The organism is Enterobacter sp. I4 (genome assembly GCF_022669095.1).
Classification (GTDB): domain Bacteria; phylum Pseudomonadota; class Gammaproteobacteria; order Enterobacterales; family Enterobacteriaceae; genus Enterobacter; species Enterobacter pasteurii.
In genome coordinates this window covers 137,443-154,986 of record NZ_JALBUO010000002.1, presented here as the reverse complement: position 1 = coordinate 154,986, position 17,544 = coordinate 137,443, and the positions used below count along the sequence as shown (strand labels likewise).

General features: G+C 56.9%; 18 protein-coding genes and 1 pseudogene. 11 read left to right on the top strand and 8 right to left on the bottom strand.

Features of this window, described 5'->3' with window-relative positions; all coding sequences use genetic code 11:
- The first annotated feature begins 6 nt into the window (after window positions 1-6).
- The 4 genes and pseudogenes from secD (at window position 7) to MOQ06_RS13060 (ending at window position 4,038) form a co-directional block, all read left to right on the top strand.
- A pseudogene (gene secD / locus MOQ06_RS13075) lies at window positions 7-1,853 on the top strand (protein translocase subunit SecD).
- Between the two features lie 10 nt (window positions 1,854-1,863).
- Window positions 1,864-2,835, top strand: coding sequence for a protein translocase subunit SecF (secF, locus tag MOQ06_RS13070; RefSeq protein ID WP_003859105.1), 972 nt, complete (start codon window positions 1,864-1,866; stop codon window positions 2,833-2,835).
- A gap of 142 nt (window positions 2,836-2,977) precedes the next feature.
- Window positions 2,978-3,343 carry a VOC family protein gene (locus tag MOQ06_RS13065; protein ID WP_148420264.1) on the top strand — a complete coding sequence of 122 codons (366 nt, stop codon included), beginning with the start codon at window positions 2,978-2,980 and terminating at the stop codon, window positions 3,341-3,343.
- A 14-nt stretch (window positions 3,344-3,357) separates the two neighbouring features.
- The gene (locus MOQ06_RS13060; protein ID WP_242173434.1) at window positions 3,358-4,038 is read left to right on the top strand and encodes a YafY family protein; all 681 of its coding nucleotides are present in this window, start codon (window positions 3,358-3,360) and stop codon (window positions 4,036-4,038) included.
- 100 nt (window positions 4,039-4,138) lie between these two features.
- Here the strand turns inward: MOQ06_RS13060 and MOQ06_RS13055 are convergent, their stop codons facing one another.
- Window positions 4,139-5,023 carry a nucleoside-specific channel-forming protein Tsx gene (locus MOQ06_RS13055; protein WP_148420266.1) on the bottom strand — a complete coding sequence of 295 codons (885 nt, stop codon included), beginning with the start codon at window positions 5,021-5,023 and terminating at the stop codon, window positions 4,139-4,141.
- Window positions 5,024-5,292: 269 nt separating this feature from the next.
- Window positions 5,293-5,832: a DUF3251 domain-containing protein gene (locus MOQ06_RS13050; RefSeq protein WP_176611059.1), complete on the bottom strand. Its 540-nt coding sequence runs from the start codon at window positions 5,830-5,832 to the stop codon at window positions 5,293-5,295.
- 152 nt (window positions 5,833-5,984) lie between these two features.
- On the opposite strand from MOQ06_RS13050, the gene nrdR reads away from it, so the two are divergent.
- The 5 genes from nrdR (at window position 5,985) to thiL (ending at window position 9,589) form a co-directional block, all read left to right on the top strand.
- A complete protein-coding gene (gene nrdR, locus MOQ06_RS13045; RefSeq protein WP_003859099.1) occupies window positions 5,985-6,434 on the top strand; it encodes a transcriptional regulator NrdR in 450 nt (149 codons plus the stop codon).
- A gap of 4 nt (window positions 6,435-6,438) precedes the next feature.
- Window positions 6,439-7,542 (top strand): bifunctional diaminohydroxyphosphoribosylaminopyrimidine deaminase/5-amino-6-(5-phosphoribosylamino)uracil reductase RibD, encoded by a 1,104-nt coding sequence (ribD, locus tag MOQ06_RS13040; RefSeq protein ID WP_148420268.1) that lies wholly within the window; start codon window positions 6,439-6,441, stop codon window positions 7,540-7,542.
- An 87-nt stretch (window positions 7,543-7,629) separates the two neighbouring features.
- Window positions 7,630-8,100: a 6,7-dimethyl-8-ribityllumazine synthase gene (gene ribE, locus MOQ06_RS13035; RefSeq protein WP_003859098.1), complete on the top strand. Its 471-nt coding sequence runs from the start codon at window positions 7,630-7,632 to the stop codon at window positions 8,098-8,100.
- Window positions 8,101-8,120: 20 nt separating this feature from the next.
- On the top strand, window positions 8,121-8,540 hold the full coding sequence (nusB, locus tag MOQ06_RS13030; protein WP_006809908.1) for a transcription antitermination factor NusB: 420 nt from the start codon (window positions 8,121-8,123) through the stop codon (window positions 8,538-8,540).
- 77 nt (window positions 8,541-8,617) lie between these two features.
- Complete coding sequence (thiL, locus tag MOQ06_RS13025; RefSeq protein WP_148420269.1) at window positions 8,618-9,589, top strand: thiamine-phosphate kinase; 972 nt, start codon at window positions 8,618-8,620, stop codon at window positions 9,587-9,589.
- A 43-nt stretch (window positions 9,590-9,632) separates the two neighbouring features.
- On the opposite strand, the gene MOQ06_RS13020 is transcribed toward thiL, so the two are convergent.
- From MOQ06_RS13020 to xseB, 4 genes are all read right to left on the bottom strand, one after another.
- Entirely contained in the window at window positions 9,633-10,607 is a 975-nt protein-coding gene (locus tag MOQ06_RS13020) for an aldo/keto reductase (RefSeq protein WP_242173432.1), read from the bottom strand.
- Window positions 10,608-10,669: 62 nt separating this feature from the next.
- Window positions 10,670-12,532 carry a 1-deoxy-D-xylulose-5-phosphate synthase gene (dxs, locus tag MOQ06_RS13015; protein ID WP_242173430.1) on the bottom strand — a complete coding sequence of 621 codons (1,863 nt, stop codon included), beginning with the start codon at window positions 12,530-12,532 and terminating at the stop codon, window positions 10,670-10,672.
- Window positions 12,533-12,556: 24 nt separating this feature from the next.
- A complete protein-coding gene (gene ispA / locus MOQ06_RS13010) occupies window positions 12,557-13,456 on the bottom strand; it encodes a (2E,6E)-farnesyl diphosphate synthase (protein WP_148420272.1) in 900 nt (299 codons plus the stop codon).
- Window positions 13,457-13,699, bottom strand: coding sequence for an exodeoxyribonuclease VII small subunit (xseB, locus tag MOQ06_RS13005; protein WP_008503331.1), 243 nt, complete (start codon window positions 13,697-13,699; stop codon window positions 13,457-13,459).
- Window positions 13,700-13,888: 189 nt separating this feature from the next.
- Between xseB and thiI the strand changes: the two genes are divergently transcribed.
- Window positions 13,889-15,337 carry a tRNA uracil 4-sulfurtransferase ThiI gene (gene thiI, locus MOQ06_RS13000; protein WP_148420274.1) on the top strand — a complete coding sequence of 483 codons (1,449 nt, stop codon included), beginning with the start codon at window positions 13,889-13,891 and terminating at the stop codon, window positions 15,335-15,337.
- A 101-nt stretch (window positions 15,338-15,438) separates the two neighbouring features.
- Here the strand turns inward: thiI and yajL are convergent, their stop codons facing one another.
- Both yajL and panE read right to left on the bottom strand, forming a co-directional pair.
- On the bottom strand, window positions 15,439-16,029 hold the full coding sequence (yajL, locus tag MOQ06_RS12995; RefSeq protein WP_176611053.1) for a protein deglycase YajL: 591 nt from the start codon (window positions 16,027-16,029) through the stop codon (window positions 15,439-15,441).
- Entirely contained in the window at window positions 15,992-16,903 is a 912-nt protein-coding gene (gene panE, locus MOQ06_RS12990; RefSeq protein ID WP_242173428.1) for a 2-dehydropantoate 2-reductase, read from the bottom strand. The genes yajL and panE overlap by 38 nt, the downstream gene beginning before the upstream one ends.
- A 125-nt stretch (window positions 16,904-17,028) precedes the next feature.
- On the opposite strand from panE, the gene MOQ06_RS12985 reads away from it, so the two are divergent.
- The gene (locus tag MOQ06_RS12985) at window positions 17,029-17,520 is read left to right on the top strand and encodes a YajQ family cyclic di-GMP-binding protein (protein ID WP_242173426.1); all 492 of its coding nucleotides are present in this window, start codon (window positions 17,029-17,031) and stop codon (window positions 17,518-17,520) included.
- Window positions 17,521-17,544: the final 24 nt, after the last annotated feature.

Here is a 17,544-nt window from a genome sequence, read left to right as displayed (position 1 = left end):
ACTGCCGTGTTAAACCGTTATCCTTTGTGGAAGTACATCATGCTGGTCGTCGTGATTATCGTCGGCCTGCTGTACGCGCTTCCCAACCTGTATGGTGAGGATCCGGCCGTTCAAATCACTGGCGCGCGCGGTGTCGCCGCCAGTGAGCAAACGCTGATCCAGGTCCAGAAAACGTTACAAGAAGAAAAAATTACCGCTAAGTCTGTGGCACTGGAAGAGGGCGCAATTCTTGCTCGCTTCGACACCACCGACACGCAGCTCCGCGCACGTGAAGCGCTGATGGGCGTGCTGGGTGATAAATACGTCGTGGCGCTTAACCTTGCTCCTGCAACCCCACGTTGGCTGGCTGCGCTGAACGCAGAGCCAATGAAACTCGGTCTTGACCTGCGTGGTGGCGTTCACTTCCTGATGGAAGTGGATATGGATACCGCCCTCGGCAAGCTGCAGGAACAAAATATCGATAGCCTGCGCAGCGACCTGCGCGATAAAGGCATTCCGTACACCACCGTCCGTAAAGAAGATAACTACGGCATGAGCATCACGTTCCGCGACAGCGCGGCGCGCGATCAGGCTGTAACTTATCTGACCCAGCGTCACCGCGATCTGGTCATCACCTCTCAGGGCAGCAACCAGCTGCGTGCGGTAATGACGGATGCGCGTCTGAGCGAAGCGCGTGAATACGCCGTTCAGCAGAACATCAACATTCTGCGTAACCGTGTAAACCAGCTGGGCGTGGCTGAGCCGCTGGTACAGCGTCAGGGTGCTGACCGTATCGTGGTTGAACTGCCGGGTATCCAGGATACCGCGCGGGCGAAAGAGATTCTGGGCGCGACGGCGACCCTGGAGTTCCGTCTGGTTAACTCCAACGTCGATCAGGCTGCTGCGGCCTCAGGCCGTGTGCCGGGCGATTCCGAAGTGAAACAGACCCGCGAAGGCCAGCCTGTTGTGCTGTACAAGCGCGTGATCCTGACCGGTGACCATATCACCGACTCCACTTCAAGCCAGGATGAGTACAACCAGCCGCAGGTTAACATCTCGCTGGATAGCGCGGGTGGTAACATCATGTCTAACTTCACCAAGGACAATATCGGTAAGCCGATGGCGACCCTGTTCGTGGAGTACAAAGACAGCGGTAAAAAAGATGCTAATGGTCGCGCGGTGCTGGTGAAAGAGGAAGAGGTGATTAACATCGCCAACATCCAGTCTCGTCTGGGTAACAGCTTCCGCATTACCGGTATCAGCAACCCGAACGAAGCGCGTCAGCTTTCTCTGCTGCTGCGTGCCGGTGCGCTGATTGCGCCAATTCAGATTGTTGAAGAACGTACGATTGGTCCAACCCTGGGTATGCAGAACATCAAACAGGGTCTGGAAGCGTGTCTGGCTGGTCTGGCGGTGTCCATCATCTTCATGATCTTCTTCTACAAGAAGTTCGGCCTGATCGCGACGTCCGCGCTGATTGCCAACCTGGTGCTGATCATCGGTATCATGTCCCTGCTACCAGGGCGACGCTAACCATGCCGGGTATAGCGGGTATCGTGCTAACCCTTGCGGTGGCGGTCGACGCCAACGTACTGATAAACGAGCGTATCAAAGAAGAGCTGAGCAACGGTCGCTCTGTACAGCAGGCGATTGAAGAAGGCTACAAAGGGGCGTTCAGCTCCATCTTTGATGCGAACGTAACAACACTGATTAAGGTTCTTATCCTGTATGCAGTGGGTACTGGCGCGATCAAAGGCTTTGCGATTACAACCGGTATCGGTGTCGCAACGTCGATGTTTACCGCTATTGTCGGCACCCGTGCCATCGTGAACCTGCTGTACGGCGGCAAGCGCGTCAAAAAGCTGTCTATCTGAGGAGTGCGTTGTGGCACAGGAATATACTGTTGAACAATTGAACCATGGCCGTAAAGTCTGGGACTTTATGCGCTGGGACTACTGGGCCTTCGGCATTTCAGGTTTTCTGCTGATTTTGTCCATCGTCATTATGGGCGTGAAGGGCTTTAACTGGGGGCTTGATTTCACCGGTGGTACGGTGATTGAAATTACCCTGGAAAAACCGGTCGATATGGACCAGATGCGCGAGTCGCTGCAAAAAGCGGGCTTTGAAGAGCCGCTGTTGCAGAACTTCGGCAGCAGCCGCGACATCATGGTGCGTATGCCGCCGGTACACGATGCTAACGGCAGCCAGGAGCTGGGCAGCAAGGTCGTGCAGGTTATTAACGAAACGACCAGCCAGGATGCAACGGTTAAGCGTATCGAGTTTGTCGGCCCGAGCGTCGGTGCAGACCTGGCGCAGACCGGTGCGATGGCGCTGCTGGTGGCGCTGATCTCGATCCTGATTTACGTCGGTTTCCGCTTTGAGTGGCGACTGGCGGCAGGCGTGGTTATCGCCCTGGCGCACGACGTGGTCATTACCATGGGCATACTGTCCCTGTTCCACATTGAGATTGACCTGACGATTGTGGCATCCCTGATGTCCGTTATCGGTTACTCACTGAACGACAGCATCGTGGTATCTGACCGTATTCGTGAAAACTTCCGTAAGATCCGTCGCGGTACGCCGTACGAAATCTTTAACGTGTCGTTGACCCAGACGCTGCACCGTACGTTGATCACCTCCGGCACCACGTTGATGGTGATCCTGATGCTGTTCCTGTTCGGTGGCCCGGTGCTGGAAGGCTTCTCGCTGACCATGCTGATCGGTGTTTCTATCGGTACGGCCTCATCTATCTACGTGGCGTCCGCGCTGGCGCTGAAGCTGGGCATGAAGCGCGAGCATCTGATCCAGCAGAAGGTCGAGAAAGAAGGGGCGGATCAGCCGTCAATTCTGCCGTAAGGCAACGTCTTATGCGGTATCGAAATCCCGGCCTGTTGGCCGGGATTTTTTTTACCTTAACCGGATAAATACTCCTGACAGTATGCTGTCAGGAGCCCTGGCGTAGACTCCCTCTGAACCCTAACAGCAGGCAGGAGGAAGTATGAAAAGTGTGATTAACTGGTTTGAAATTCCCGTCGTCGACATGGACCGCGCCATCAAATTCTACGAGCCGGTGATGCAGGTTGCGCTGCGTCGCGAAAAGATGGACGTGGCGGAACTGGCGATTTTCCCGCATGAGGATCCCGCCACCGGCGGCGCGCTGGCAAAATTTGATGGTATTACGCCGTCCTCTCAGGGCGCTATTATTTATCTGCACACTGACAGCCTGGCGGCCACGCTCGATCGTATCGCTTCCGCGGGCGGCGAGTGCGTGTTTGGCCCGCTGGAATTGCCAGACGGTATTGGCACTATCGCCCTGTTTACCGACAGCGAAGGCAATCGCGTCGGCCTTCATCAACCGGCCTGAGAGCAACAAACACGATGACCCGACGCGCTGACCGTTTATTTCAGATTGTGCAAATCCTGCGGGGCAGGAGACTGACAACGGCGGCGCATCTGGCAGAAAGGCTGGGCGTATCTGGACGCACGATTTACCGCGATATCCGCGACCTGTCGCTGTCTGGCGTACCGGTAGAAGGCGAGGCGGGAAGCGGATATCGCCTGATGTCGGGCTTTGATTTGCCGCCGCTAATGCTGACCAACAAGGAGTCCGAGGCGCTAATGGTGGCGATCCGTCTGCTCAAGACCTGGGGCGGGGAGTTACTGTCGCGAGAGCTTGAGTCGGCGCAGGAAAAAGTGCTGGCGATCCTGCCGGAGGAGTGTCGCCGCAGGGCCGAACAGACGCGGATTTATGCCCCGGAAATTGCGCTACAGCAGCACTCGCGTAGCGGCTTCGACCTGATTCACCAGGCCATCTCCGCTCAGCGCGTGCTGGCGCTGCACTATCGTGATGAGGCCGGGCAGTTAAGCCGGCGTGAGGTTCAGCCGCTGGGGCTGTTCTTTTGGGGCGAGCACTGGCTGCTGGCCGCGTGGTGCGAGCGGCGCAATGACTATCGCTGCTTCCGTCTCGACAGATGCCTTAATATTGCGCAGACGGAAAGACGGTTTAGCGAAAGCGCGGACAGGTCGCTGGCGGATTTTTTGCGCAAGGTTAAGCAGTAAAAGCCGGGTGGCGAGGTAAAAGCAAAACGGCAACGATGTTGCCGTTTTTTGTGCTTGCGCCCTCTCCCGTGGAAGAGGCGAGGGCGCAATACTGCACGGGTTAGAAGTTGTAACCCACGACCAGGTAACCACCCCAGCCGGTAGAACGAACGCTGAAGTCGCCGTTGCCGAAGTTCAGGCTCGCATCGTCGTTCCACTGACCACCGTTGTGCCAGTAACGCGCAACAACAGAGTAGTGCCAGTGATCGTAGTTCAGCGCCAGGATGTGGCTGGAGGCGATGGAGTCGTTGGTACGCGCTTTCTTACCGTTCAGGTCACGGAAATCGTTGTCGCCCAGGTCTGAGCCCCAGTCAAAGTTGGTGAAGCCAATGTAGCTCAGGTTGCCGCCCCACAGCTGGGTGATTGGCACGAAATATTTCACCTTGAAACGGTAGCCATCCCACTCGTTTTCGTTCGCTGCGCCGTAGTTCTGCCACTGGTATTTTGCATACACGTTCAGGGACAGGCTCATTGGCAGGCCGGTATCAACGTCGGTGCCCAGACCCATATACCAGGTGCTCTGGCGACCGGACTTATTGCGGCCCATATCGTAGATATAGTTGTTCGCGAAATACCACTCTTTGAACGGACCAAACGCCAGGCTGGTACCGGTCAGTTTGTCGATGGAGAAGCGCGGTTCGATCTCCATGAACAGCGGAGAACCGTGGTTCCAGATACCTTTCGCGTCGGTGTTACCACCGAAGAATACCGGCGCATCCATGTAGCCATAGAAATCAAACCAGTCTTTCTTGGCGAAGGCTTCGTACTCCAGGTAGGTATCGTTACGGATCTGCGGTCCGAAACGGGTGTGATAGCTGCCTACAACGTTAACGCTCTGATGCCACCAGTCGGATACGTATTCTGGCTTGTTATTCTCCGCTGCGTTAGCGGCGAAAGAGGAGGAGAGTGCCAGAACTGCACCGGCTGCGAGTAATGTTTTTTTCATAATCATGCCACTGATTGAAATTCCCTTCCGGGAGTGAAAAATGCGCGAATTGCGTTTCTAAATATTTCGTGTTTCTGCGGAGCCTATTATAGGAATCCCTGCTCACAAAAATATGTGTTGTTTCACATATCTCTCACATACGTAATCGATTGCGTTCACGTTTGCGTACTTTAGACGGGCGGGATTGTAGCGGCAATCATTTATGTTGCCAATCTTTGCGGAGTGTAAATGTTAGCGGAGTGACATTGCACTCCGCTGCGGATCTGAGGTTATTGCGCGGCGGGCTGAATATCGTGAATGCGGATAAAGCCTAACTGTTCCGGAGTGAGGCCGCTCAGCTGAACGGGGATATCGACGTCGCTAGGCGCCAGGGTGCTTGCCGGGGCGGTGAAGAGCTGGTTCTTCACGTTCACTTCCTGGTAATCTTCGGTGGTGCCCTGGATCTGCCCCCACTCGACGGTGCCGCTAAAGGCCGGGAGCGGATCGTTGGACTCCCCCTGGATACGCAGTGTTGCGCGCGTACCATCCGCGTTGGCTGCAACGTTCACCAGAGACATTTTAAGCATGCCAATCTGGCTGTTGAGTCGGGCCGGCGTATTTGCGCCTGGCAATAAATAAACGCCGTTGCTGGATTTCGCGTTGAGCGCGTTCTGCTGGGTTATCTTCACCGTTTCCTTGTTGAGCTTGTCCATCGCTACGTTCAGCGTATTCACGCTCTGTTTCATCTCGCGGACTTCACTTTGCTGTGCGCAGGCGCTTAGCGTGAAGAGGCTCCCCAGCAGCACTATTTTCAGGTAACGTCTTGTCATTGCGTTTAATTCCTTGAAATCACAGATTGTTGCAATGGTAGACAGGATAGTGCGCTCAGGCATAGATCCTTTGTCTCAAAAAGCTCTTCCTTTGTTGTCGGGCCAGTTCAGGGTAAAATAGAAATCAGTTAACCAGATAACAGGGACATCGTATGCATTGCCCATTTTGCTCCGCTGTGGATACCAAAGTCATCGACTCACGTCTTGTAGGCGAAGGGTCTTCCGTGCGCCGTCGTCGGCAGTGTCTGGTGTGCAACGAGCGTTTTACCACCTTCGAGGTGGCAGAGCTGGTGATGCCACGTGTGGTAAAAAGTAACGATGTGCGCGAGCCGTTCAACGAAGAGAAATTGCGCAGCGGAATGCTCAAGGCGCTGGAGAAGCGGCCTGTTAGCTCCGATGACGTCGAAATGGCGCTAAACCATATTAAATCTTATCTGCGGGGGCTGGGCGAGCGCGAAGTGCCGAGCAAAATGATCGGTAATCTGGTGATGGAGCAGCTGAAAAAGCTCGATAAAGTCGCCTATATCCGCTTCGCCTCGGTTTACCGTAGCTTTGAAGATATCAAAGAGTTTGGCGAAGAGATCGCCCGCTTACAGGATTAAGACCATGCAGGACGAGATGTACATGGCGCGAGCCATGAAGCTGGCGCAGCGCGGTCGGTTTACCACTCACCCTAACCCGAATGTTGGGTGCGTTATTGTGAACAATGGCGAGATCGTAGGGGAAGGTTTTCACTACCGCGCGGGCGAGCCGCATGCCGAAGTTCATGCCCTGCGCATGGCGGGAGAAAAAGCGCGTGGCGCAACGGCCTACGTTACGCTTGAGCCGTGCAGCCACCACGGGCGCACGCCGCCGTGCTGCGAAGCGCTGATTGCGGCTGGCGTCTCGCGCGTGGTTGCCGCCATGCAGGATCCTAACCCGCAGGTGGCGGGGCGCGGCCTGTATCGCCTGCAGCAGGAAGGGATCGACGTCAGTCACGGCCTGATGATGCAGGATGCGGAAGCGATCAACAAAGGCTTCCTGAAGCGTATGCGCACCGGCTTCCCGTTTATCCAGCTGAAGCTTGGCGCGTCGCTGGACGGCCGTACGGCGATGGCGAACGGTGAAAGCCAGTGGATCACATCGCCACAGGCAAGGCGCGATGTGCAACGTCTGCGCGCGCAAAGCCATGCTATTCTCACCAGCAGTGAAACGGTGCTGGCTGACGATCCGGCCATGACCGTGCGCTGGGACGAGCTGAACTCCGATACTCAGGCGCTTTATCCGCAGGAGAACCTGCGCCAGCCGCTGCGCATTATCATCGATAGCCAGAACCGCGTGACGCCGGAGCACCGCATCGTGCAGCAGCCGGGTGAAACCTGGATTGCGCGCACTAAAGATGATACGCGCGCGTGGCCGGAAGGCGTGCGCAGCATAATGGTGCCGGAGCACAACGGGCATCTCGATTTGGTGGTGCTGATGATGCTGCTTGGCAAACAGCAGGTTAACAGCATCTGGGTCGAAGCGGGCCCGACGCTCGCCGGCGCGCTGCTCCAGGCGGGGCTGGTGGATGAGCTGATCGTCTACCTTGCACCTAAACTGTTAGGGAACGACGCGCGCGGCCTGTTTGTGCTGCCCGGCCTTGAAAAACTGGCCGACGCACCGCAACTCGCCTTCAGCGAGATACGTCCGGTGGGTCCGGATGTCTGCCTCCATTTAACGACAGCGTAATTGCTCCCGAAATAGGGAAGCAGCGCGCAAAGTATTATGATAAAATCCGCCCCCCTGCGGGGCCAAATGAACCCGTAAAGGAAGAGTATGAACATTATTGAAGCTGCTGTAGCTACCCCGGACGCTCGCGTCGCCATCACCATTGCGCGTTTCAACAACTTCATCAACGACAGCCTGCTGGAAGGTGCGGTTGACGCCCTGAAACGTATCGGCCAGGTTAAAGATGACAACATTACCGTTGTTTGGGTTCCAGGTGCATACGAACTGCCACTGGCAGCGGGCGCGCTGGCGAAAACTGGTAAATACGACGCCGTGATTGCGCTGGGTACCGTTATTCGTGGCGGCACTGCGCACTTCGAGTACGTTGCGGGCGGTGCAAGCAATGGTCTGGCACACGTTGCACAGGATGCTGAAATTCCTGTCGCGTTCGGCGTGCTGACTACCGAAAGTATTGAACAAGCCATCGAACGTGCTGGCACTAAAGCCGGTAACAAAGGTGCAGAAGCTGCACTGACCGCGCTTGAAATGATCAATGTATTGAAAGCCATTAAGGCCTGATTTTTTGTAAGGGGAATTCCGTGAAACCTGCTGCTCGTCGCCGCGCCCGTGAATGTGCCGTCCAGGCACTTTACTCCTGGCAGTTGTCCCAGAACGACATCGCTGATGTTGAATACCAGTTCCTGTCAGAACAGGACGTGAAAGACGTTGACGTTCTGTACTTCCGTGAACTGCTGTCGGGAGTGGCGACTAATAGCGCGTATCTCGATGGTCTGATGAAGCCATACCTGTCCCGCCTGCTGGAAGAGCTGGGTCAGGTGGAAAAGGCAGTGTTGCGTATCGCGCTGTTTGAGCTGTCAAAACGTGATGATGTGCCGTACAAGGTAGCCATCAACGAAGCGATCGAGCTGGCGAAAACCTTCGGCGCTGAAGACAGCCACAAATTTGTTAACGGCGTGCTGGATAAAGCCGCACCTGCGATCCGTCCCCACAAAAAGTGATCCGCAAACCGGAGTCCTGCATTGCCTGACGGGCAGTGCGGCTCCGGTTTTTTCTTTTATTTGCTGAGGCATAACGTATGGCATGCGGCGAATTCTCCCTGATTGCCCGTTATTTCGACCGTGTCAGAACCTCTCGTCTTGATGTTGAAACCGGCATTGGCGATGACTGTGCACTTCTCAATGTTCCCGAAAAACAGACGCTGGCAATCAGCACCGACACCTTAGTGTGCGGACGTCATTTTTTACCTGATATCGCTCCTGCAGATCTGGCATATAAAGCGCTGGCGGTTAACGTCAGCGATCTGGCGGCAATGGGCGCCGATCCCGCCTGGCTGACGCTGGCCCTGACGCTGCCAGAGGTGGATGAAGCCTGGCTTGAAGCCTTTAGCGATGCGCTGTTTGAGCAGCTGAACTATTACGATATGCAGCTGATTGGCGGTGATACCACGGCCGGTCCGCTGTCGATGACCCTGGCGATCCACGGCTACGTGCCGGTGGGACGTGCGCTGAAGCGCTCGGGTGCAAAACCGGGCGACTGGATCTACGTGACCGGTACGCCGGGGGACAGCGCGGCGGGGCTGGCGATCCTCCAGGACCGCCTGAAGGTTAACGACGCCGACGATGCGGCATACCTGGTGAAGCGCCACCTGCGCCCAACGCCGCGTATTCTGCACGGTCAGGCGCTGCGCGAGCGCGCCAGCTCGGCTATCGATCTGTCTGACGGGCTGATCTCCGATCTCGGCCACATCCTCAAGGCCAGCGGCGTGGGGGCGCGTATCGATCTGGACCTGTTCCCGCTGTCAGAGCAGCTGCTGCGCCATGCAGCGCCTGAACAGGCGCTGCGCTGGGGGCTATCCGGCGGAGAAGATTACGAGCTGTGCTTCACCGTGCCAGAACTGAACCGCGGAACGCTGGATGTGGCGTTAGCGCATCTGGGCGCGAAATTTACCTGCATCGGGCAGGTGATGCCGGAGAGTGAAGGTCTGCAGTTTGTCCGTGAGGGCGCGCCGGTTACGCTCGACTGGAAAGGGTACGACCACTTCGGCTGAATGTTTTGAGCGCCGGGTAAGCGCTGCGCTACCCGGCGTTTGCTTACTTAAACCCCACCACCGGATGTTGCTGGTACGGCGTCTCCAGCTCGGCAATCTGCTCCGGCGTCAGCGATAAATCCACCGCGCTCAGCAGCTCATCCAGCTGTTCTTCCCGCGATGTACCCACGATCGGTGCGGCGACGCCGCGCTTGCTCAGCAGCCACGCCAGCGCCACCTGGGCGCGGGTTGCTCCGGTATCGTCGGCGATCCCGGCCACGCGTTCGGCAATTAGCGCATCGCTGGCTTCGGTAGCGTCGTACAGATTTTTCCCCACTTCATCCGACACCAGGCGGGCCGTGGTCTCCCCCCACGGGCGGGTTAAACGTCCGCGCGCCAGCGGGCTCCACGGGATCACCGCCACGCCTTCCTGATAGCAGAGCGGCAGCATCTCGCGCTCTTCTTCGCGATAGAGTAGGTTGTAGTGATCCTGCATGGTGACAAAGCGTGCCCAGCCGTGCTGCGCCTGGAGATCGAGCGCCTTAGCGAACTGCGACGCGTGCATAGACGACGCGCCGATGTAGCGCGCTTTACCGGCCTTCACGACGTCGTTCAGCGCTTCAAGCGTCTCTTCAATCGGGGTGTTGTAGTCCCAGCGGTGGATTTGCAGCAGGTCAACGTAATCCATGTTCAGGCGTCTGAGGCTGTCATCAATGGAGCGCAGGATCTGCGCGCGCGAAAGGCCTTCGGCCAGGTCGCCCACCGGATAGTACACCTTGGTGGCGACCACTACCTCATCCCGACGGGCAAAATCCCGCAGGGCGCGGCCCACGATCTCTTCGCTGCTGCCGTCGGAGTAGCTGTTGGCGGTATCAAAGAAGTTAATGCCGCCGTCAATGGCGCGTTTGATTATGGGGCGGCTGCTCTCTTCCGGCAGCGTCCAGGCGTGGTTTCCCCTGTCAGGCTCGCCAAACGTCATGCAGCCCAGGCAAAGCCGGGACACCCTGAGGTCCGTTTTTCCTAATGTCGTGTATTGCATGGTTCCGCTCCTGCTGTTTAAACAATACGTTTAAGCATAGCAGGAGCAGAAAAGGGGAGGGATCAGGCCAGCCAGCTGCGGATTCTGGCTTCAATACCGGCGGCATCCAGACCAATGTCCGCGCGCGCCTCGTCCTGAGTGCCTTGCGGAATGAAGTGGTCCGGCAGGCCGAGGTTCAGCACCGGAACCAGCTTACGGTTCGCCATCAGCACCTCGTTAACGCCGCTGCCCGCGCCACCGATGATGGCGTTCTCTTCCAGCGTAACCAGCACGTCGTGGCTTTCCGCCATGCTCAGGATAAGCGATTCATCGAGCGGCTTCACAAAGCGCATATCGACCAGCGTCGCATTCAGGGCTTCAGCGGCTTTTGCCGCTTCAGGCATCAGCGTGCCAAAGTTCAAAATCGCCACTTTTTCGCCGCGTCGCTTCACCAGACCTTTACCGATGTCCAGCTTTTCCAGCGGCTTAAGCTCAACGCCCAGGGCATTGCCGCGCGGATAACGCACCGCGCAGGGGCCGTCCTGATAGTGGTAGCCGGTAAAGAGCATCTGACGACACTCGTTCTCGTCGCTTGGCGTCATGATAATCATGTCCGGGATGCAGCGCAGGAAGGAGAGGTCAAACGCCCCCTGGTGCGTCTGGCCGTCAGCCCCCACGATGCCCGCGCGATCGATAGCAAACAGCACCGGCAGCTTCTGAATGGCAACGTCATGGATAACCTGATCGTAGGCGCGCTGCAGGAACGTGGAGTAAATCGCCACCACCGGTTTGTATCCGCCAATCGCCAGGCCCGCCGCGAAGGTGACCGCATGCTGCTCGGCAATCGCAACGTCGAAGTACTGATCCGGGTATTTTTTGGAAAACTCCACCATGCCGGAGCCTTCGCGCATGGCGGGCGTGACCGCCATCAGCTTGTTGTCTTTCGCCGCCGTTTCGCACAGCCAGTCGCCGAAGATTTTTGAATAGCTCGGCATGCCGCCGCTGCTTTTCGGCAGACAGCCGCTGGTATGGTCGAATTTTGGTACCGCGTGGAACGTGATCGGATCTTTTTCCGCCGGCTCGTAGCCACGCCCCTTTTTGGTCATGATGTGCAGGAACTGCGGGCCTTTCAGGTCGCGCATGTTCTTAAGCGTCGTCACCAGACCCAGCACGTCGTGGCCGTCAACCGGGCCAATATAGTTAAAGCCCAGCTCTTCAAAAAGCGTACCCGGCACGACCATGCCTTTGATGTGTTCTTCGGTACGCTTGAGCAGCTCTTTAATCGGCGGGACGCCGGAGAAGACTTTTTTACCGCCTTCCCGCAGCGAGGAGTAAAGCTTGCCGGAAAGCAGCTGCGCCAGGTGGTTGTTCAGCGCGCCGACGTTCTCGGAGATCGACATTTCGTTATCGTTGAGGATAACCAGCATGTCCGGCTTGATATCGCCCGCGTGGTTCATGGCCTCGAAGGCCATCCCGGCGGTGATCGCCCCGTCGCCAATCACGCAGACCGTGCGGCGCTGCTTATTTTCCTTTTCGGCGGCAACGGCAATACCGATACCCGCCGAAATGGACGTGGAGGAGTGGCCGACGCTGAGCACGTCATATTCGCTCTCACCGCGCCACGGGAACGGGTGCAGGCCACCTTTCTGGCGAATGGTGCCAATTTTATCGCGACGACCGGTCAGAATTTTGTGCGGGTAGGCCTGGTGGCCCACATCCCAGATCAGCTGATCGAACGGCGTGTTATAGACGTAATGCAACGCCACGGTCAGCTCAACCGTGCCAAGTCCGGAGGCGAAGTGGCCGCTGGAGCGGCTAACGCTGTCGAGCAGGTAGCGACGCAGCTCGTCACACAGCTTCGGCAGACTCTCTTTCGGCAACAGACGTAACTCCTGAGTGGAGTCAACTAACGCCAGTGTCGGGTATTTGGCAATATCAAAACTCATCAAAGGCTCATCGAGATATATAGTTTATTTATCACGCTGGATTATGTAGTCCGCTAGCGCTTCCAGTGCCGAGGTATCCAGCGATTGCGCGGCCAGCTCGTTCAGCGAGCGGCGGGCATCGTCTATCAGATCCCGGGCTTTACGTTGGGCATGCTCAAGGCCCAGCAGGGCGGGGTAGGTACTTTTGCCAAGCTGCTGATCCGCACCCTGACGTTTTCCCAATGTTGCAGTATCGCCCACCACATCCAGAATGTCATCCTGAACCTGGAATGCCAGACCGATACTTTCTGCGTATCTGTCCAGAATCGGCAGGGCTTTCCGCCCGCGTTCACCCGCACTCAGTGCGCCCAGGCGAACGGCTGCACGAATCAGTGCGCCCGTTTTATGACGGTGAATACGCTCCAGCTGTTCCAGATTAACCTGACGACCTTCAGCCTCTAAATCCAGCGCCTGACCGCCGCACATGCCGGCGACGCCGCTGGCCATGGCCAGTTCGGACACCATCGCCAGACGATCGCGGTCGCTTACCTCAACCATTGGCGCATCGCTCAGAATCGAGAAGGCCAGGGTTTGCAGGGCATCACCCGCCAGAATCGCATTCGCTTCGCCAAATTTGATATGGCAGGTCGGCTGACCGCGACGCAAATCGTCATCGTCCATGGCCGGCAAATCGTCATGGATCAGCGAGTAGGCATGGATGCACTCCACGGCGGCTGCCGGGGCGTCCAGCGTGTTATCGCTGATGCCGAACATATTGCCCGTGGCATAGACGAGGAACGGGCGCAGACGTTTACCACCCAAGAGTGCGCCATAGTGCATGGCTTCAACCAGTGGAGTGTTCTGAAAAGGCTGCGGCTCAATAAAACGGCGCAGGGCGTCGTTGGCGCGAGCGACGCGCGCCTGAAGCGCGTTGGCAAAATCCATTTACTCGGCGTCCGGTGTGAATGGCGTGGTTTTAGCGTCTTCGCTGTCGGAAAGCAGGATCTGCACGCGCTGCTCGGCCTGCTGAAGCTTTACCTGCCCCTGGCGCGCTAGCTGCACGCCGCGTTCAAATTCGTTTAGCGCCTCTTCCAGCGGTAAATCGCCGCTCTCAAGGCGGGTAACAATCTGCTCAAGCTCACTCAGCGCAGTTTCGAAACTGGCCGGTGCGTCGTTCTTCTTCGGCATAGTGAATTGACTCTTATCTTTTAGCCCCGCCATGGTAACGGACTCGGGGCAATTATCAAATAACGCGCAATGTGCACAGGAGCCGCGCGATGGTGGTATACTTGCGCGCCTGGAAGCAGTCTTCGGTTATAGGGGCTGCTGTACTTTTCCATTACAAGCCCAACCGCTTGCCTAAGAAACATTGCCGCCATGAAGTTTATCATTAAATTGTTCCCTGAAATCACCATCAAAAGCCAATCTGTGCGTTTGCGCTTTATTAAAATTCTCACCGGGAACATCCGTAACGTATTAAAACACTACGACGACACCCTCGCCGTGGTGCGCCACTGGGACCACGTTGAAGTCCGCGCGAAAGACGAAAACAAACGTCAGGATATCCGCGACGCGCTGACCCGTATCCCGGGCATTCACCATATCCTGGAAGTGGAAGATGTTCCGTTCACCGATATGCATGACATCTTCGAAAAAGCGCTGGTGCAGTACCGCGACCAAATCGAAGGCAAAACCTTCTGCGTGCGCGTGAAGCGTCGCGGTAAGCATGAGTTTAGCTCGATTGAAGTCGAGCGCTACGTCGGCGGCGGTCTGAACCAGCACGTTGAGACGGCGCGCGTGCGTCTGACGAATCCGGACGTGACCGTTAACCTTGAGATCGAGAACGACCGTCTGCTGCTGGTAAAAGGCCGTTACGAGGGTATTGGCGGTTTCCCAATCGGTACGCAGGAAGATGTGCTGTCGCTGATCTCCGGCGGGTTCGACTCCGGCGTCTCCAGCTATATGCTGATGCGTCGCGGCTGTCGCGTGCACTACTGCTTCTTCAACCTGGGCGGCGCGGCGCATGAAATCGGCGTTCGTCAGGTGGCGCATTACCTGTGGAACCGCTTCGGTAGCTCCCACCGCGTGCGTTTTGTGGCAATTAACTTTGAGCCGGTGGTGGGCGAAATCCTCGAAAAAGTGGATGACGGCCAGATGGGCGTCATCCTCAAGCGTATGATGGTGCGCGCGGCATCCAAAGTGGCCGAGCGCTACGGCGTGCAGGCGCTGGTCACCGGCGAAGCGCTGGGCCAGGTCTCCAGCCAGACGCTGACCAACCTGCGTCTTATCGACAACGTGTCCGATACCCTGATCCTGCGTCCGCTGATTTCTCACGATAAAGAGCACATCATCGATCTGGCCCGCGAAATCGGTACCGAAGATTTTGCCCGCACCATGCCGGAATACTGCGGCGTGATCTCAAAAAGCCCGACCGTGAAAGCGGTGAAGGCGAAGATCGAAGCGGAAGAAGAGAACTTCGATTTCAGCATCCTGGACAACGTGGTGGCGGAAGCGACCAACATCGACATCCGCGAGATTGCCCAGCAGACCGAGCAGGACGTGGTTGAGGTGGAAACCGTCAGCGGCTTCGGCGCTAACGATGCGATTCTGGATATTCGCTCTGTTGATGAGCAGGATGACAAACCGCTGCAGGTGGATGGCGTGGAGGTGGTTTCTCTGCCGTTCTACAAGCTGAGCACCAAATTTGGCGACCTCGACCAGAGCAAAACCTATCTGCTGTGGTGTGAGCGCGGTGTGATGAGCCGCTTACAGGCGCTGTACCTGCGCGAGCAGGGCTTTGCGAATGTGAAGGTGTATCGCCCGTAGTTCATTGTCGGGGAGCGGCTTGATGCCCTCACCCCGACCCTCTCCCACGGGAAGAGGGCGCAAACATTAAAAACGGCAACCTGTGCGGTTGCCGTTTTGCTTCATTCGTAATAATTATAAATTCCCGCCGCCATCACTAACGATGACGCCACCTCGTACGCTTTCTCGCGCCCGACCAGCAGGTCAATAATCTTTAAGCCAAAATCAATAGCGGTGCCCGGTCCCTGGCTGGTGAGCAGGTTAACGCGCGGATCCCAGACCACACGCTTATCCACCCACTGGTCCTCCGGGATCGTGTCCTTTAGCCCAGGGAAACCGGTCATATTGCCGATGGGGAAAATGTCGTGCGGAACCAGCACCGTACCTGCGGCAGCGCAGATAGCCGCGACGATGCGGCCGGAAAGGTGAAACTGGCGAACGGTTTCAACCAGCAGCGGGCTGTCGCGAAAACACTCTGCCCCCTTCAGGCCACCCGGCAGAACGATAATGTCGTAATCACCGTCCGCTACCTGTACAAGCGGTGCATCCGCCAGGATCTTCACCCCGCGCGAGCAGGTAATCGCCAGACTTCCGTCGCTGGCGACGCTGGCGGTCGTCACCTTAATGCCGCCACGTACCATCAAATCAATGGCAGTAACCGCTTCCGTCTCTTCGCTACCAGGGGCGAGGCATACCAGTGCCGATGCGCTCATACTCACTCTCCTTTCGTTTTACTAACTCAAACAGACGGCTGTTTTCCGCAACGGTAATACCGTGTGCCCAGGCACGCTTTAACAGATAACCGGTGATGTAATCAATTTCGGTATGCCGCATAGCCCGGATATCCTGCAACATCGAGGAGATATTTTCTGCCGTACTCTCAATAACCTGGTCGACATAATAGCGTAAATCGTCCTCGGAGGTGTGGTGGCCTTCGCGTTCAATCACGGCGGCGACCTCCCGGCAAATCAGCGCAACCTCATCGGGATGATGGCGCAGCTCGCCGTTGGGGCAATCCCACAGTGCGGTAAGCGGGTTAATCACGCAGTTTACCGCCAGCTTGCGCCACAGTTCGGCGCGGATAGCATTGTGCCAGGCGACGTCTGGCAACGTGCCTTGCAGGGTATCCGCAAGGTAGCTGTAATCACCGCGCTGTTCACGCGCCGGGCCGATATGGGTGACGCCGCTGGCAACATGAATGATGACGTTACCGTCACGACGCGCCGCGTGGGTCGTGGTGCCTATCAGCAGCGGCTGACGGACGGCTTTCAGCTCTTCAATGGTGCCCATTCCGTTGTGGATCAGCAGGATGGGCGTGCTCTCACGCAGCTGAGCGGCAAGGCTTTTCACCGCATCGGAAACCTGCCAGGCCTTCAGCGTAACCAGCAGCAGGTCGCTGCTGGCGAGAAATTCCGGATCGTTTGCCGTCAAAGACTCGTTAAAAATGGAGCCGTCGGTTCCAATCACGTTCACGCTGCAATAGGGCTGGGGAATACGCAGCCAGCCCTGAACGCTGTGTCCCTGTTTGCATAGCGCGCTAAGCCAGAGTTGACCAAGTGCGCCGCATCCAAGCACTGTTACTTTCATTGTTCCTCCTCACCCGGAACTGCGCCAGGTGCTATGACGCTAAGTATAGCGGCATCAGCTAAGCTTCTCGTTATGCCTCGTTGCAGGTATTATGCAACGCAACAAAAATGAAGGGAGAAGAAAAGATGCCATCTTTCGATATTGTTTCTGAAGTTGATTTGCAGGAAGCGCGTAACGGCGTAGATAATGCTATCCGTGAGGTTGAATCACGTTTCGATTTTCGTGGCGTAGAGGCGACCATTGAGCTGAACGACGCGAACAAGACCATCAAGGTGCTGAGCGAGTCAGATTTCCAGGTTAACCAGCTGCTGGATATCCTGCGCGCCAAGCTGCTGAAGCGCGGCATTGAAGGCGCTTCGCTCGATGTGCCGGACGATTTCGTCCACAGCGGCAAAACCTGGTTTGTGGAAGCGAAGCTGAAGCAGGGCATTGAGAGCGCGGTGCAGAAGAAGATCGTTAAGCTCATCAAAGACAGCAAGCTAAAGGTGCAGGCGCAGATTCAGGGGGAAGAGATCCGCGTGACGGGGAAATCCCGCGACGATCTCCAGTCGGTCATGGCGCTGGTGCGCGGTGGCGATCTGGGCCAGCCTTTCCAGTTCAAAAACTTCCGCGATTAAACAAAAAAAGCCCGGTTTTACCGG

Coding starts and splice junctions, on each gene's coding strand:
- yajL (WP_176611053.1), bottom strand. CDS start 16,029: ATGAGCGCATCGGCACTGGTATGCCTCGCCCCTGGTAGCGAAGAGACG.
- MOQ06_RS12985 (WP_242173426.1), top strand. CDS start 17,029: ATGCCATCTTTCGATATTGTTTCTGAAGTTGATTTGCAGGAAGCGCGT.
- MOQ06_RS13060 (WP_242173434.1), top strand. CDS start 3,358: ATGACCCGACGCGCTGACCGTTTATTTCAGATTGTGCAAATCCTGCGG.
- ispA (WP_148420272.1), bottom strand. CDS start 13,456: ATGGATTTTGCCAACGCGCTTCAGGCGCGCGTCGCTCGCGCCAACGAC.
- ribD (WP_148420268.1), top strand. CDS start 6,439: ATGCAGGACGAGATGTACATGGCGCGAGCCATGAAGCTGGCGCAGCGC.
- dxs (WP_242173430.1), bottom strand. CDS start 12,532: ATGAGTTTTGATATTGCCAAATACCCGACACTGGCGTTAGTTGACTCC.
- MOQ06_RS13050 (WP_176611059.1), bottom strand. CDS start 5,832: ATGACAAGACGTTACCTGAAAATAGTGCTGCTGGGGAGCCTCTTCACG.
- panE (WP_242173428.1), bottom strand. CDS start 16,903: ATGAAAGTAACAGTGCTTGGATGCGGCGCACTTGGTCAACTCTGGCTT.
- nrdR (WP_003859099.1), top strand. CDS start 5,985: ATGCATTGCCCATTTTGCTCCGCTGTGGATACCAAAGTCATCGACTCA.
- ribE (WP_003859098.1), top strand. CDS start 7,630: ATGAACATTATTGAAGCTGCTGTAGCTACCCCGGACGCTCGCGTCGCC.
- xseB (WP_008503331.1), bottom strand. CDS start 13,699: ATGCCGAAGAAGAACGACGCACCGGCCAGTTTCGAAACTGCGCTGAGT.
- MOQ06_RS13055 (WP_148420266.1), bottom strand. CDS start 5,023: ATGAAAAAAACATTACTCGCAGCCGGTGCAGTTCTGGCACTCTCCTCC.
- MOQ06_RS13065 (WP_148420264.1), top strand. CDS start 2,978: ATGAAAAGTGTGATTAACTGGTTTGAAATTCCCGTCGTCGACATGGAC.
- MOQ06_RS13020 (WP_242173432.1), bottom strand. CDS start 10,607: ATGCAATACACGACATTAGGAAAAACGGACCTCAGGGTGTCCCGGCTT.
- thiL (WP_148420269.1), top strand. CDS start 8,618: ATGGCATGCGGCGAATTCTCCCTGATTGCCCGTTATTTCGACCGTGTC.
- thiI (WP_148420274.1), top strand. CDS start 13,889: ATGAAGTTTATCATTAAATTGTTCCCTGAAATCACCATCAAAAGCCAA.